The organism is Treponema sp. R80B11-R83G3 (genome assembly GCF_054786115.1).
In genome coordinates this window covers 89,628-103,013 of the sequence record NZ_BDHF01000013.1, presented here as the reverse complement: position 1 = coordinate 103,013, position 13,386 = coordinate 89,628, and the positions used below count along the sequence as shown (strand labels likewise).

Genomic DNA, 13,386 nt, shown 5'->3' with positions numbered 1-13,386 from the left:
CCGGCTTTTACCTAGCGACGGATTTTTTCAATATTTTGGGTTTGGGCATACATCTTGTACCGCTAACAGGCATTTTAAACTTGACGCTTGCCACCTTTACCGCATTATGCTAGAATGAAGGTATAGCGAAAAAAACAGTAGAACCAAACCCGGATTTTTGGGAAAATCTTGGCAAGTTATTGATGGATATGGCAAAAATGACATTTGCCAGTGTCATTTTGGGCGGTATATTAAAAGGAGAATTGCCACAGTATATTTTGATAGCTACAGGTTGTATTGTTTTTCTGGTGTTTGCGATTACTGGATTGTTATTATCATCAAGAAAAAAGAACGGGGGGTAATTTATGTGGTTAGTTGTATTTATGGCTGTTTGTTCTATTCCGCTCATTGTTTTGGCTTGTATTTGTTTATGGCGTAAAAGACAATGGGAAAAGCACAATAAAGAAGCTGTTGCATAAACAGACGCAATGCCCTCACACGATGTATGCCCAAAGAAATTAATAGCGAAAAATAATTATCACTCTATATAAAAGCCGTGCATACGCAAAGCCCTTTCGGGGGCTAGACGGCTGTGGCATTAATTGACGCACGCTCTGGCGTGGCATGGTAGGCGATCCACACCGTGCGCCCCCGGCAGGGCTTTGCGTATGCACGGCTTTTACCTAGCGGCGGAAATTTTTCAGTATTTTGGTTTGGGCATACATTCTGACCACAAAAATACATTAAAAAAAGCATCATCTAAAAAGCACTATTTATGTGTTTTAGTGGTCAGACGCTAATAAGCATTTATCCTCAAATCTCCATAAAAACAACTTATACAAAATACTTGTAACTTATACAAAAAAGTGGTATTTTACTCACTATGAGCATGACAAGTACTCACTATTATGATATATTAGTTATGATGAGCCGAAAAATGAGGGAGTTTATTGGCAATTAGGAACTTGTTTAAAAAGTGTTATATACCTCATAATAAGACGGCTTAATTCTTCAGTAAAGGCTATTTTAATAAAGAAATTATAAAACACCGCTATTCTGCCTTGAGAGAAATAGGAAAATGTCAGCAAGCCCCGTAAAATTAGAGCGGGAAAAACCGCCGCTGCGCCCGCAAGAAGCGCGAATAAAAATTGAACAAGCGGAAGTTGATACTTTGCAAGACGAAACCAAACGTATACGGCAACCACAGGGATCGAGGAAATTAAAATTAAAACTATTAAAAACCATGCACCGGACATATATAGCATTTTATCAAATTATCAAATATTCTTGTAGAGTAAAACTATGAAAGATATAATTCTGATGGGGCCGAAACATTCCGGTAAAACAAGCACGGGCAAAGCGCTTGCCTCGTTATTTTCATGCGATTTTATCGACATTGACGAGCTTATTTCGCAAAGAACCGGAAAAAGCCCCCGTCAGCTTTTTAGCGAAGCCCCGGCTATTTTTCAAAAAGCCGAGGCCGAAGCTCTGACGGCTCTTGCGGACTTAGATGGGGCTAAGCGGCGTGTAATTGCTGCAGGCGGCGGATTAATTGACAACGGCGAAGCCCTATCTATATTGAAGAAATCTGGCGCGGTGACGGTTTATCTCGATATTTCCGCTGAAAACGCGTGGGACAGAATCGCCGCCGGTGGGGAATTGCCGCCCTTTCTCAGAACGGAAAATCCACGGGAGACGCACCGCGCTTTACATGAGCGGCGGGCGGCGGCTTATCTGCAAATTGCCAATATTGTTATCGAGGCTGGGGGGAAATCATCGCATGTGATAGCTGATGAAATTTTCTCGAGGTTAAATTAATATCGCTGTGGTTACATAAAGCATTTATTCGCAAGAGTTCTCACGAAGAACACAAAGGAACATCGAACCTTTGGTTCGCAATCACAAAGGGGAGAAGGGGTTGTCCGTAAGAACTAGACTACAACTAATTCTTTGAAACCTCTTTATCCCTCTCCTCTACACGATGTATGCCCAAGGAATTTATTAAGTACAGTCAGGGCAGGGCTGCGGGTGGCAAAAACTATGGGCGAGCCCGACTCGCACTGTCGGCCACCTAAAGGCGGCCTTACTTTTATTGGGGACTGCGGCATTTATTGGTGCTCTCAGCGTGCGGCATTATTGATCTACACGGCTACGCCGTGCGTTTATTTGGCTGTGAGCCTTTCGGCGATTAAACAGCGGTGGGTAGAAAACTTTATCTAGGGTACGTCGCCGAACTCTTATTCTCTGAATTTTTTTTGTTTTATTCCAAAGTCTCTCCGGCGGGGAACGCCCGAAAGATGTTTTTACATCGCACGCAGCCTGCCCGCCTGTACTTAAGAAGTTTATTCGGCATACATCTTCTAGCGCTAATAAGAATTATATCGCCGTGATAGCAATTCGCACCTTGAAAAAAGGGCATTATTCACTCTAAATACTCATTGCACTACAAAAAATATTTCTATAAAATAATCGCATGGCTAATAAGAACATACAAACAGCCAAAACCCAACAGATCGCAGCAGGCACACCCAAACAACAGTGCCCCGTCAAGGGGGCGTTCACGGACAAATGCGGCATGGTGAGAGGCCAAATAAAAGCCCCAGTTATGGAAAAAGTCTTCAGGTCGAAGGCAACAGGCAACAGGCAACAGGCAACAGGCAACAGGCAACAGGCAACAGGCAACAGGCAACAGGCAACTATATCAACTATGTAAAAATCGTGTCAAGTATCTAACAGTATTTATTCAAACAACCACATTACAATTATCCCCACTTTGGAAAAACGCCTTATACAAAGGCTTTTTATACAACACAAAAGGAGTGTTTAATATGAAAAAAATCGTAATCGCATTATTACTATGCACGGCACTGTGTGCGGCAGTATTCGCGCAAAACGCAAGCGATTTTAAGACCGATGGGAAAGGAACCATTACCGGCTACGAAGGGTGGGACAAGGTTATCGTCATACCCGAAAAAATCGGCGGTGTTACCATAACGGCGATAGCGGACAAAGCGTTTGAAAGACTGGGCCTTACCGGCCTCACCCTGCCAGCAAGCATTAAAACCATCGGTAGAGAAGCCTTTTCTGGAAGCCAGTTGACCACTCTTACCATACCAGCCGGGGTTACCATCGGCGGAAGCGCCTTTGCCAACAACCAGTTGGCCAGCCTTACTGTGGGCGACAAGGTTACTATCGGCGAAAGCGCCTTTGCCAGTAATAAGCTGACCAGCCTTAAAATACCCGCAGGTGTTACCATCGGCGAAAGCGCCTTTGCCAACAACCAGTTGAGAAGCCTTACCATACCGGCTGGGGTTACTATCGGCAAAAGCGCCTTTTCCAACAACCAGTTGGCAAGCCTTACCGTGGGCGACAAGGTTACTATCGGCGAAAATGCCTTTTCCAACAATAAGCTGACCAGTATTACCGTGGGCAATGGCGGTTCTATTGCCAATGGAGCGTTTGAAAACAACAAAGATATTAAAACACTTGTTCTGGGAGAGGGAATTGACATTTACCGGAGTGTTTTTAACCTTCATGTGTACTACGACTATATGTGCAACAACAGAAAAGCCGGAACCTACGACAATACGGTAAAGTATTCCGAAAAAACGGAAGGGGATTATACGTTTGTTCAGACAAAGTACGGGGCGGTTATTATCAAATATAAAGGCGGGTTGCAGGCAGTTCAGATACCCGCGAAACTGGGCGGAACGGCGGTTAAAGGCATTGATTATGGTTACTACATGGGCGCGTTTTCAGATAACAGCATAACCCGTATGCAACTGCCCGAGGGCCTTGCCTTTATTGGTTATAGTGCGTTTGCTGGCAATAACCTGACCAGCCTTACCATCCCCAACAGCGTTACCTACATAGGTGAGAGTGCGTTTTCCAACAACCAACTGACCAGCGTTACATTACCCGACATAAGGAAAACTGCACGTTTTACCTAATTACAGAATAGACCGTTTCCGTAAATGCTTATCCCATAAGGAATTAGCGTTGCTGATTTTTACGCTATAAATTATGGGAATTGGGTGTAATCACAAAAGACATCATATTCCCAAAAAAGAGGTAGTTATGAAGATTCATAATGATTTTACCCTGTATTTCAGGGTTACTTCTTCGGGTAGGCGGGTTGTGTATTTCTACGCCTATGATGAAAACGGCAAGCGGACTAAAGGCAGGTCAACGGGGCAGACAAACAAAACGGCGGCAAGGGTACTTGTAAACAGGCTTTTGAAAGATGGGGCGTTGTTGCCAAAGAAAGATGATGTTCCTACCTTCGGGGAATATTCCGTGAACTGGTGGGATTGGGATAATTGCGAGTACATGAAAAAAAGACGGAAGCGGGCGAACCTGACGCAAAGTTATTCTGACCACATGAAGCGGAATTTGGATAAGGTTATTTTGCCGTATTTCAAAAATATGAGAATGGACGCTATTACCCCTGCGGTGATTGAGGCTTTTCTGGACAGCCTTATAAAACAAAAATATAAAAATACGACCATTAACGGCTACTACGGAACTTTCAAAACAATGATGATTGAGGCTGTGGAACGTGGGATAATTCCTGTTGACCCTACCGCCAAAGTTGAACGGCTGATAAACGACCGAGACGAGATAAAAATTATTACTCCTCTTGAATTCAAAAAGCTGTTTGTCGGTGATTGGCGTAAAGTGTGGGAAGATAGCCATATTACCTGTACCGTGAATAAGGTGGCGGCGTTGTCTGGAATGAGGGTGTCGGAGATTTTGGGACTTAAAGGGAGTTGCCTTTTTGACGATCATATCTACGTCTGTATGCAACATGACAATTACGGATATAGACCGACTAAAACAAAAGACAAACATAATATTCCGCTTCCGGCTTCTTTGATTGCGGATTTGAAACTGCTGAAAGAAAAAAGCGGGGACGGCTATTTGTTTTCTACGGACGGCGGCGGTAGCCCTATTTGCCGTAAAACGGTTTTAATGTATCTGCGCAAGGCGTTGGTAAACATCGGCATTAGCAGTGCGGAAATAAAAGAGCGGAATTTGCATATTCACGCTTGGCGGCATTTTTTCAATACGGAAATGCTAAAGGGCGGTATGACCACCGAACAGGCGCAAGCGATAACAACGCACAAGAGCGAAAGAATGACGGAGCGTTACACTCATTTTGACCCTCTTGAATTTGTGAAGGCGAAGGAAATACAGGAGGCGTTGTTACAGCCTGTTCAGGATAAGACGCAGACGGAGGAAAGAACGGAAATGCCGCCTAATGTGTTTTCTTTTCCTGTGCAGGGCATACCGCAAGAGGAACGGAAACAGGCTTAAAAGGCTTATTTGAACCTTATCCCTCGCTGACGGCGGCGGGGGATTTTTTTTGCCCTGATAAAAATTGCGTGTTTATCCCAATTACTTTTGCTTTTGGCTCTGTGAAGATAAGAACATGGAAACCTACTGGAATGACTGACAGGGGAAGAAACATGGCACGGACAATAAAATTCATAGCCGCACCTACCGAATAAAGGCGACACTTTCCGTAAATCTGCGGCGGACTTCTTACACGATACCGAAACGGCCGGCTCTGGTTTTGCCCCGCAATTTTCATAATTCGCCGCCGTTTGGTTCCCCCTTCATGGCTAATGACTGATTATGAAGGCTGTCTATTACCGCATGGCAAGGGAAAAAGGTTTTCGGACAATAACGTTAAATTTGTGCAGTAGTCCTATTTGCGTATGAAACGGCAAGGCTTATTTTTATTTGTATGGGGCTTTAGAAAAGTCTGTTGCTGAAACGCTAAATTTGCACAGTAGTCGCATTTGCTTCTGAAACGGCAAGACTTATTTTTGTTTGTATGAGGCTTTGGAAAAGTCTGGTGCTGAAAATTACGTTATATACTCATATGTTTTTGAAACGGCAAGACTTATTGTTGTTTGTATGGAGTTTGGGAAATGTCTGTTGCTGAAAATTGTGCAAAGATACTATTTATTTCTGAAACGGCGGGACTTACTTTTATTTGTATGAAAGGTGATTTATGGCGGGTTATGAAAAGTGGCTGTTAAAATTGACGTTCCCGAAAATTGTAGGAAACTACTATATCATTTTGAACTGTCAGACCGTATTTTTACTTGTATGCGGGGGAAAGTGTAACTGGTTATGAAAATATGGTTTCCGAAATTTGTACTAAACCCAAATATCTTTTTGAAACATCTTACCTTATTTTTACTGTATAAGGCGACATGATTTTTAGAATCTGTCTTTTTAGTAGTAATGTCCGCAGTGACGGGCAGGTATTTTTTATGTATGAGGAGTGAAATATGAATAACAGGGAAAAGACGGCTGAAAACCTATTTTTTACTGAAAATTGCACTAAACAACAGTTCCGCTCTGAACAGACAGAATTTATTTTTAACGTATACGGCGGCGTTATTTCTTGATTGTTTTTGTAAAACCTACTCGAATGGGTAGTACCGTTCACGGTAATGAACAGATATTTTTAGCGAATACGAGGTGAAAAATGGAAACCTATTGGAAAGCGAATGAAGCGGCGGCGGTGTTGCAAGTGTCGGTAAAGACCATATACCGCTATGTTGCGAAAGGGGAGATACCTTTCCACAAATTGAGCAGGGCGGTGCGGTTCAAGCCTTCCGAGATTGAAAACTGGATGGAAAGCAAAAAAATGGAGGTGGCGAAACATGAAATGTAAATACTTTGAAGAATGTTCAGCGTCTATATGCCCCAAGAACGCATTGGTGGCGCAATCCGTATGGTTCGCCGATGAACCTGTCTGCCGTTTGCAGGACGTTCCTGAATGGGTTAAACGTCAACGGAAGATTGCAAAAACAGGTACGGCAATGATAACTGGATACTTCACCCTGCCCATGCTTGAACGGCGTTGCGTTATCGGGAAAAAAATGTCCGGCATAGACCCTGACGCAACGGACGAGGAGCGAAAAATTGCCGAAGAAAACTGGCTTTGCAGGCATCCGTCCGTTAAGCCGAAAACCCATGTGGAGAGGGAAAAACTGGCGGAGCGGATGCGTCTTTTAAGGGCAATCCGTCTTGAAACGGAGGGGGAAAAACCCGAATCCGTTCGGGGTAAAACGCATACCGAAGAAAAAAAGGTGAAATCATACGGCAAGGACGGGCAAGCCTGTTTCTCGCCTGATAATTTCGCTAATTATGAGGGATAAAAAATGAACGGCGGGGTGTTGGCGTTGTCCAGGGCGGTGGAACTTCATGCGGAGATAAAAGGGCGGCTAGAAGCTTTGCGTTTTGAAAATGTTACGGTTACGGACAGGGAAAATGACGAACTGAATACGGTCATCTGCAACAAGAACCCACGTCTGGTAATGATTGACAGCCGTTTTTATCAGGACGCTACGTCTTGCAGGATCGGCGAACTGGTAAAGATTTTCCCGAAATTGAACGTCGCCGTTGTTTCCGTCCATGATTTCCCCTTGAGCCGTGCCCCGTGGTTCATCTGGGAGGGGGCGAATTCATACCTTAATTTGTGGGAAGGGTATGATGAATTTCAACTGGGTTTGCGGATTGTTCGGGAGGGCGGGCAGTATATTTCGCCGAAGGTGAAAAAACTTATTGACCATTGCGAGGAATGGCCGGACAACAAAAGCAAAATGACCAAACGGCAGAGGGAATGTCTAGTCATGCTGTGTTGCGGGTGTACCATTGACCAAATCGGGGAAACATTGAATATATCCCGAAAAACGGTATATAACCACCTTAACAGGTTATACAGCATCTTTCATGCGAGTAGCCGTGCGGAAATGACTACCCTTGCATTGGAAATGGAATTGATAACTACTAAAGATATTCAGTTATACAACAGGAAAAAAGAAAGTATGCCGCTTCCTGAATGGGCGGCGGTGAAGCGGAAATGCGACAGGTTCTATTTTGAGTGAAGGGGAATTTATATAACCATATTCGACCAAATTATTATGTTTTCTCTTGTTTCTGTCATGAAATGGAGAAATATTTTTCTAGAACTTGACAATCATTTTAAATAGTTTTATATTATTAATTAGGCTCATAGGCAGATTTAGTATTGCGTATCGCAATTATAGGAAAACAAGGGCAGGTTAGCTATTTAATTGCTCTTTTATTATGCTAATTTATTTTTAGTTTAGCATATATCTTTATAGTATTACCTATCGCATAAGAGTGCCTATGAGCCTTTATTTATGACTATACTTGAAAAATTAAAAAAATCAGAAAATATAAATGAATTCGCATTATTATTGGGCTTTAAACCAAAAACGTTATCATATATTTTATATATAATGTCGAATGATGAAAAATATGAATCATTTACTATACCAAAGAAAAATGGAGGTACACGAATAATAAATGCGCCCAATGATAAATTGAAATTATTACAAAAACGATTGGCAAATCTTCTTTACGATTGTTATGATGAAATAATAAAGAGTAAACATGGAATAACAAGATTATCATACGGATTTATTAGAAATACATCAATTCACGGAAAAAGTCGAGTTCAATGTTTTGTTAAGATGTCACCTATTTTTAGAAATAGTCGTAATCATTGTAAAAGGAGATATGTATTCAATATAGACTTAAAAGATTTTTTCCCCTCAATTAATTTTGGTCGTATACGTGGATATTTTATTAATGATAAGAATTTTAAGTTAAATAATAAAGTTGCGACAATAATTGCTCAAATAGCATGTTTTAATAATGAATTACCACAAGGCAGTCCCGTTTCTCCAATAATATCCAATTTAATAGGAAATATTCTTGACATGAGAATATTAAAACTTTCAAAAAAAGAAAAATGCTATTATACTCGATATGTAGATGATTTAACTTTTTCAACTAATAAAAAAATATTTCCAAGTTCTATTGCATATGAAAATGATGATCATTGGATTGTTGGCGAAGAATTGAGGAACTTGATACAAAATTCTGGTTTCAATATAAATGAAACAAAAATAAGTATGCAATATAAAAATTCACGACAAACGTGTGTTGGCTTAACAGTTAATAAAAAAGTAAATATCAAAAGAGAATATTATAGAAATATACGATCAATGTGTAATAATCTCTTTAAAAATAATAAATTTTATATAAATAAAACAGACGAAAAAAATTCTATTGCTCAATTAGAAGGAATGTTAAATTTCGTTTATAGCGTTAAAAGACAGTATGATAGAAATAATAAAGATAGACACGATAAACCAAATGCTATTACTAAGTTGTATAGAGAATATCTGTTTTTCAAACATTTTATAATCAACGAAAAACCGACAATATTTACAGAGGGCAAAACTGATATTATATATTTAAAATGTGCCTTAAAAAGACTAAAAGATAAATTTACTAATTTAATTGAGTTTAATAAAAATACATACAATCTTAAAATAAACTTTTTCCGTTCATCTAAATTATTTCGTGATGTATTCTCAATTTCTGAAGGAGCGCCAGGATTAGAAAAACTGATATATTATTATTTAAACAACAGAAAAAAGTTTAAAATACACGGCTCGTATATGCCTGTAATATTTTTAGTTGATAAAGATTTAGGAACAACGAGAATAAAAAAAATATTAAAGATTGAAAATGAAGAAATATATTACAAATGTATATCTAATAATACATATGTTCTCTTTATAGACAAGAAAGAAGACACGGCAATAGAAGATTTATTTGATAAAAATTTATACAATTGGGTTATTGATGGAAAAACATTTAAGCCAGACAAAACAAAGGAAGAAAATGACAAGCATTATGGTAAACATATATTCTCCCAAAAAGTTATACTTACAAATTATGAAAATATCAATTTCGAGAGATTTGTACCCATTTTTGATAACATATGTAAAATTATTATTGAATGTAAGGATAGGCGTAATCAATAATATGCTTCCCTATACAGCGCAGAAATTAACTTTTGACAATAACAATATTGTGCTTGTCAGTAATGTACAAATTATTATATTGCTTTCCGTCATTTGCATTTTTCATTATCATTTGCCCAAAAAAAGCTATGTGGTATAAGCCATTCTCAGTTTTATTTAGGAGTTTGTCCACCATTGTTGACAGATTATCGTTCTTTTTAGAAACAAAAACGCTACAGATTAAGCCCCCTTTTCCCATATTTTGTAAAGAGTATATCTTTAATTGAACATAGTCATACTCTTTTGAATATTTCCCTATTTCAAGCCAAATATCGCCATAGTAATATTGTGCAATATAATATGAAAATACGTTCTTTCTGTTCCCAATTTTTTGTTGTGGTATATAAACATTAATTTTTATTTTCTTTTCGGTATATTGAAACGTAAAAGAAGATACAAAAGAAGATGTTTTCGTATTAAATGAAACATCTTCTTGTTTGAAATTAAGACGAGACAATAATGATAATAAATTATTCTCTATAGTCAATGGACTGGTGGTTTTTAAATATTCTTGAATCTGTTTTGGATTTACAATGTTTACGTCAGGAGTGTGTTGACAATTGTCTATGTGCAATTCACCTTTCAGTGTTCGCAAGCATTTTATTTTATCACCAAATTCAAGTCCCAAACGTGCCTGTTTACAATCAGGGCAAAATAAATTCTCTTTGTATTTTATAGTATAACATTCTTTATCAAAAGTACGAATTTGAATTAATTCGTATTCGTCTACATATAGGTTTTGTTTTTTAACGTAGGCTTCATTGAAATGATTGTTTTGCATTATACTTATCCGTCCTATGATTAATGTATTTCTTTTCTTAATACCCTCAAGCCTGAAACCGCCTCAAAAACTCGGGGTCATCTCTGACGACTTCAAGCAGACGGCGGGAGGCTCCTTCAGGTTTATTTCTGCCGTTTTCCCATGCTTCTACTGTTTTTGGGGAGACTCCAAGAGAACCGGCGAAAACTACCTGACTTAATCCGGTTTTTTTGCGTATCCGCTTGATGTCTTCGGTGTTGAAAGCTGCTACTGGCTTTATAGTTAATTTGGTTTTTCGAGCGGGGATTTTGCCCTGCTGATAGTCTACGGCTTCGGTTAAGCCTTGCATAATGCTTTCGTAAACATTCATTTTTTGTTCTCCTGTTCTTTTAAGCCTTGCTCAAATCGGATAATGATTTTAGCGATTGCGTTTTGCTCGGCTTTTGATAGATTGTCTTTCTCATTTTTTGGATAGGCGGTTATGAGATATATTGTCTCATAAAAGGCAAAGTCCACATAAGCGACCCTGCCGCTTCCGCTTTTCCCCTTCCCCTCAAAGGCGATGCGTATTTTACGCAGTTTTCTTGTCCCCCGGATTACACCCCCTATTTTCGGATTTTCCAGTAGGGCTTCTTGAAGTTGACGGAGTTCATCATCGCCCAAGCCCATTTTTTGCCATTGGCGGTCAAATTCTGGCATCATTACAAATTCACGTGTCATATTTCTACTTTAGAATATACCCTATTAAATAGGGTTTGTCAAGGAAAAATAGCACTTTATAATTGATTTATAGATTATTTTTTACTATTTCCCTTAATATATTTTCTTCATTTTCGTCTTTGTAATATTCGACTAATCTTGCCCGGCAATGGGCGATCATGACATTATTATTAATTTATCCGTTTTAAACATTTGGCAATATAAATCTATGTATTTTTCAGCAATAAAGCCGTCTTTGTATTTATATAATAATTATGTCCTGTATATGTCAGTTTGCGGGGTTCCTGAACTGGCACATATCCAGTCTATTATCTTTATGTCATTAGAAGTTCTAATTAAGTTAAAAAAGTGGAAGTGGAAAAGCGTAGGCTTTGAAGCGTGAAGGAAACTTACCCTAATATATAAAAGATGTAAGATTGTATATGTTAGTACTCGAGTAAGTCAGTATACTTCAATTCTGTTGTTTGACAAGTGTGTATATGGCTTGGCTCATAAGACTATTTTGGCTATACTATAAAGAAATTAAAGCCTTTGGGGGTATTTTAAATGAGTTACAGAAATAAAACTTTTGTCTCTTTTGATGGTGATACCGATATGCACTATTATCGGCTCATGGAAGCATGGAAACAGAATGATAATATTCCATTCAATTTTTATAATGCACATGACCTTAATACCGCAAGAGATACTAGCACTGAAGAATCAATCAAAGCGCAGCTAATGGAGCGACTTAGAAATACCAAAGTCTTTGTTTTATTGGTAGGTGAAAACACACAATATTTATACAAATTTGTCCGTTGGGAAATTGAACAAGCAATATCCCGTGAACTCCCGATAATTGCTGTAAATTTAAATGGTAAAAGGTCTATGGATACAGATAGATGTCCACCATTACTTAAAGATGAACTAGCAGTACATATTAGTTTTAACGCTGGCATTATGCAGTACGCTCTTGAAAATTGGCCTAATTCTCATGAAGTATATAAAAATCAAAAAAAAACAGGTGCATATTACTACAACGATGATGTATACAAGGGATTAGGGTTATGAGTTTTAAGGAAATTATTTTTTCTTTGAAATTCTATTTAAAAACTATTAGTAGGAAATTAATTCCTTCAATTTTAAGTTCATTTGGTGCATTGTGGCTTTTTACAGAAATTGGAACTTACTTTTTAGGCGAAACATCGCCAATAATAATAGATATTAAAAAATGCTGGTTTATTTTTATTTTTATCGGTCTTCTTATAGCAATAATTTTAGCAAAGCCAATATTCACCATCGGAGGGAAGCTAAATAATCGAGATATTTCTATTGAAATTACGATTGGGGATTTTTTTAAACAAAATGGCGGTTTAGTCATTAGTTCGAACACGACTTATGATACTCATATTTCGAAAGAATTAATTTCAGAAAAAAGTATACAGGGACAATTTACAAAATTATTTTATTATGGGGATGAAAAACAACTTGATAACGATATTTCACTTGCTTTACAGGATATACAGCCGGAAATCTTAATTGGAAAACGAATAGGTAAAAATAAAAAATATCCGATTGGTACAACTGTAAGACTTAATCCAAAAAATCAGACCGTTTATATGCTTGCAATAGCCAATATTAATGAATACGGAGTTGCTTCGGCTTCGTATGAAGATTTAAAGGTTGCCTTGGCTTGTCTTTGGTTGTTTATTGGAAGTAGAGGGCTAAAAGAGAATATTGTTATTCCGGTAGTTGGCACTGGGTTTGCAAGATTGCCAAAAACTAGAGAAGAAATTATAAGAGAAATTATTAAGTCATTTATTGCAGCATGTTCAGAGTCCACATTTTCTGATAAATTGACAATAGTTATTAATCCATCTGATTATGAAAAACATAAGATTAATATAGATGAATTGGAAAAATATATTGTTCATTTATGTAGATATACTCTTTTTTCAAATAACACTGATAAAAATGGACATCAAATTTAAGTGTTTATAAAAATATATAAATTAAATAATTAAT

15 protein-coding genes are annotated in these 13,386 nt (G+C 38.2%); 11 read left to right on the top strand and 4 right to left on the bottom strand.

What is annotated here, in order from left to right; all coding sequences use genetic code 11:
* Positions 1-179 precede the first annotated feature (179 nt).
* The 5 genes from ACYVRH_RS03635 (at position 180) to ACYVRH_RS03615 (ending at position 5,295) form a co-directional block, all read left to right on the top strand.
* Positions 180-341 carry a DUF6722 family protein gene (locus ACYVRH_RS03635; RefSeq protein WP_461255571.1) on the top strand — a complete coding sequence of 54 codons (162 nt, stop codon included), beginning with the start codon at positions 180-182 and terminating at the stop codon, positions 339-341.
* Positions 342-1,281: 940 nt separating this feature from the next.
* Positions 1,282-1,797 carry a shikimate kinase gene (locus tag ACYVRH_RS03630; protein WP_461255570.1) on the top strand — a complete coding sequence of 172 codons (516 nt, stop codon included), beginning with the start codon at positions 1,282-1,284 and terminating at the stop codon, positions 1,795-1,797.
* Between the two features lie 750 nt (positions 1,798-2,547).
* Positions 2,548-2,712: a hypothetical protein gene (locus ACYVRH_RS03625; RefSeq protein WP_461255569.1), complete on the top strand. Its 165-nt coding sequence runs from the start codon at positions 2,548-2,550 to the stop codon at positions 2,710-2,712.
* Between the two features lie 95 nt (positions 2,713-2,807).
* On the top strand, positions 2,808-3,929 hold the full coding sequence (locus tag ACYVRH_RS03620) for a leucine-rich repeat domain-containing protein (protein ID WP_461255568.1): 1,122 nt from the start codon (positions 2,808-2,810) through the stop codon (positions 3,927-3,929).
* Between the two features lie 127 nt (positions 3,930-4,056).
* On the top strand, positions 4,057-5,295 hold the full coding sequence (locus tag ACYVRH_RS03615) for a tyrosine-type recombinase/integrase (protein ID WP_461255567.1): 1,239 nt from the start codon (positions 4,057-4,059) through the stop codon (positions 5,293-5,295).
* A gap of 16 nt (positions 5,296-5,311) precedes the next feature.
* Here the strand turns inward: ACYVRH_RS03615 and ACYVRH_RS03610 are convergent, their stop codons facing one another.
* Positions 5,312-5,470 carry a hypothetical protein gene (locus ACYVRH_RS03610; RefSeq protein WP_461255566.1) on the bottom strand — a complete coding sequence of 53 codons (159 nt, stop codon included), beginning with the start codon at positions 5,468-5,470 and terminating at the stop codon, positions 5,312-5,314.
* Between the two features lie 1,011 nt (positions 5,471-6,481).
* Here ACYVRH_RS03610 and ACYVRH_RS03605 point away from each other — a divergent pair.
* The 4 genes from ACYVRH_RS03605 (at position 6,482) to ACYVRH_RS03590 (ending at position 9,863) form a co-directional block, all read left to right on the top strand.
* Positions 6,482-6,670: a helix-turn-helix domain-containing protein gene (locus ACYVRH_RS03605; RefSeq protein WP_461255565.1), complete on the top strand. Its 189-nt coding sequence runs from the start codon at positions 6,482-6,484 to the stop codon at positions 6,668-6,670.
* Positions 6,660-7,157, top strand: a complete 498-nt coding sequence (locus ACYVRH_RS03600) for a hypothetical protein (protein ID WP_461255564.1) — start codon at positions 6,660-6,662, stop codon at positions 7,155-7,157. The genes ACYVRH_RS03605 and ACYVRH_RS03600 overlap by 11 nt, the downstream gene beginning before the upstream one ends.
* Before the next feature lie 3 nt (positions 7,158-7,160).
* Positions 7,161-7,886: a response regulator transcription factor gene (locus ACYVRH_RS03595; protein WP_461255563.1), complete on the top strand. Its 726-nt coding sequence runs from the start codon at positions 7,161-7,163 to the stop codon at positions 7,884-7,886.
* 279 nt (positions 7,887-8,165) lie between these two features.
* Positions 8,166-9,863 (top strand): retron Ec67 family RNA-directed DNA polymerase/endonuclease, encoded by a 1,698-nt coding sequence (locus ACYVRH_RS03590; RefSeq protein WP_461255562.1) that lies wholly within the window; start codon positions 8,166-8,168, stop codon positions 9,861-9,863.
* Between the two features lie 25 nt (positions 9,864-9,888).
* Here the strand turns inward: ACYVRH_RS03590 and ACYVRH_RS03585 are convergent, their stop codons facing one another.
* Genes ACYVRH_RS03585 through ACYVRH_RS03575 form a run of 3 tightly spaced genes read right to left on the bottom strand, consistent with a single transcriptional unit; the run spans position 9,889 to position 11,382 of the window.
* A complete protein-coding gene (locus tag ACYVRH_RS03585; RefSeq protein WP_461255561.1) occupies positions 9,889-10,683 on the bottom strand; it encodes a hypothetical protein in 795 nt (264 codons plus the stop codon).
* A 46-nt stretch (positions 10,684-10,729) separates the two neighbouring features.
* Positions 10,730-11,032, bottom strand: a complete 303-nt coding sequence (locus tag ACYVRH_RS03580) for a helix-turn-helix domain-containing protein (RefSeq protein WP_461255560.1) — start codon at positions 11,030-11,032, stop codon at positions 10,730-10,732.
* Positions 11,029-11,382, bottom strand: coding sequence for a type II toxin-antitoxin system RelE/ParE family toxin (locus ACYVRH_RS03575; protein ID WP_461255559.1), 354 nt, complete (start codon positions 11,380-11,382; stop codon positions 11,029-11,031). The genes ACYVRH_RS03580 and ACYVRH_RS03575 overlap by 4 nt, the downstream gene beginning before the upstream one ends.
* Before the next feature lie 546 nt (positions 11,383-11,928).
* Here ACYVRH_RS03575 and ACYVRH_RS03570 point away from each other — a divergent pair.
* Both ACYVRH_RS03570 and ACYVRH_RS03565 read left to right on the top strand, forming a co-directional pair.
* Entirely contained in the window at positions 11,929-12,432 is a 504-nt protein-coding gene (locus tag ACYVRH_RS03570; RefSeq protein WP_461255558.1) for a TIR domain-containing protein, read from the top strand.
* Positions 12,429-13,352 (top strand): macro domain-containing protein, encoded by a 924-nt coding sequence (locus tag ACYVRH_RS03565; RefSeq protein ID WP_461255557.1) that lies wholly within the window; start codon positions 12,429-12,431, stop codon positions 13,350-13,352. Before ACYVRH_RS03570 ends, ACYVRH_RS03565 begins: the two co-directional genes overlap by 4 nt.
* The last annotated feature ends 34 nt before the right edge of the window (positions 13,353-13,386 follow it).

What these genes read in the sequence shown, in the direction of transcription:
- ACYVRH_RS03630 (WP_461255570.1), top strand. Translation starts at nt 1,282, where the DNA reads ATGAAAGATATAATTCTGATGGGGCCGAAACATTCCGGTAAAACAAGC.
- ACYVRH_RS03625 (WP_461255569.1), top strand. Translation starts at nt 2,548, where the DNA reads ATGCGGCATGGTGAGAGGCCAAATAAAAGCCCCAGTTATGGAAAAAGT.
- ACYVRH_RS03620 (WP_461255568.1), top strand. Translation starts at nt 2,808, where the DNA reads ATGAAAAAAATCGTAATCGCATTATTACTATGCACGGCACTGTGTGCG.
- ACYVRH_RS03615 (WP_461255567.1), top strand. Translation starts at nt 4,057, where the DNA reads ATGAAGATTCATAATGATTTTACCCTGTATTTCAGGGTTACTTCTTCG.
- ACYVRH_RS03610 (WP_461255566.1), bottom strand. Translation starts at nt 5,470, where the DNA reads ATGAATTTTATTGTCCGTGCCATGTTTCTTCCCCTGTCAGTCATTCCA.
- ACYVRH_RS03605 (WP_461255565.1), top strand. Translation starts at nt 6,482, where the DNA reads ATGGAAACCTATTGGAAAGCGAATGAAGCGGCGGCGGTGTTGCAAGTG.
- ACYVRH_RS03600 (WP_461255564.1), top strand. Translation starts at nt 6,660, where the DNA reads ATGAAATGTAAATACTTTGAAGAATGTTCAGCGTCTATATGCCCCAAG.
- ACYVRH_RS03595 (WP_461255563.1), top strand. Translation starts at nt 7,161, where the DNA reads ATGAACGGCGGGGTGTTGGCGTTGTCCAGGGCGGTGGAACTTCATGCG.
- ACYVRH_RS03590 (WP_461255562.1), top strand. Translation starts at nt 8,166, where the DNA reads ATGACTATACTTGAAAAATTAAAAAAATCAGAAAATATAAATGAATTC.
- ACYVRH_RS03585 (WP_461255561.1), bottom strand. Translation starts at nt 10,683, where the DNA reads ATGCAAAACAATCATTTCAATGAAGCCTACGTTAAAAAACAAAACCTA.
- ACYVRH_RS03580 (WP_461255560.1), bottom strand. Translation starts at nt 11,032, where the DNA reads ATGAATGTTTACGAAAGCATTATGCAAGGCTTAACCGAAGCCGTAGAC.
- ACYVRH_RS03575 (WP_461255559.1), bottom strand. Translation starts at nt 11,382, where the DNA reads ATGACACGTGAATTTGTAATGATGCCAGAATTTGACCGCCAATGGCAA.
- ACYVRH_RS03570 (WP_461255558.1), top strand. Translation starts at nt 11,929, where the DNA reads ATGAGTTACAGAAATAAAACTTTTGTCTCTTTTGATGGTGATACCGAT.
- ACYVRH_RS03565 (WP_461255557.1), top strand. Translation starts at nt 12,429, where the DNA reads ATGAGTTTTAAGGAAATTATTTTTTCTTTGAAATTCTATTTAAAAACT.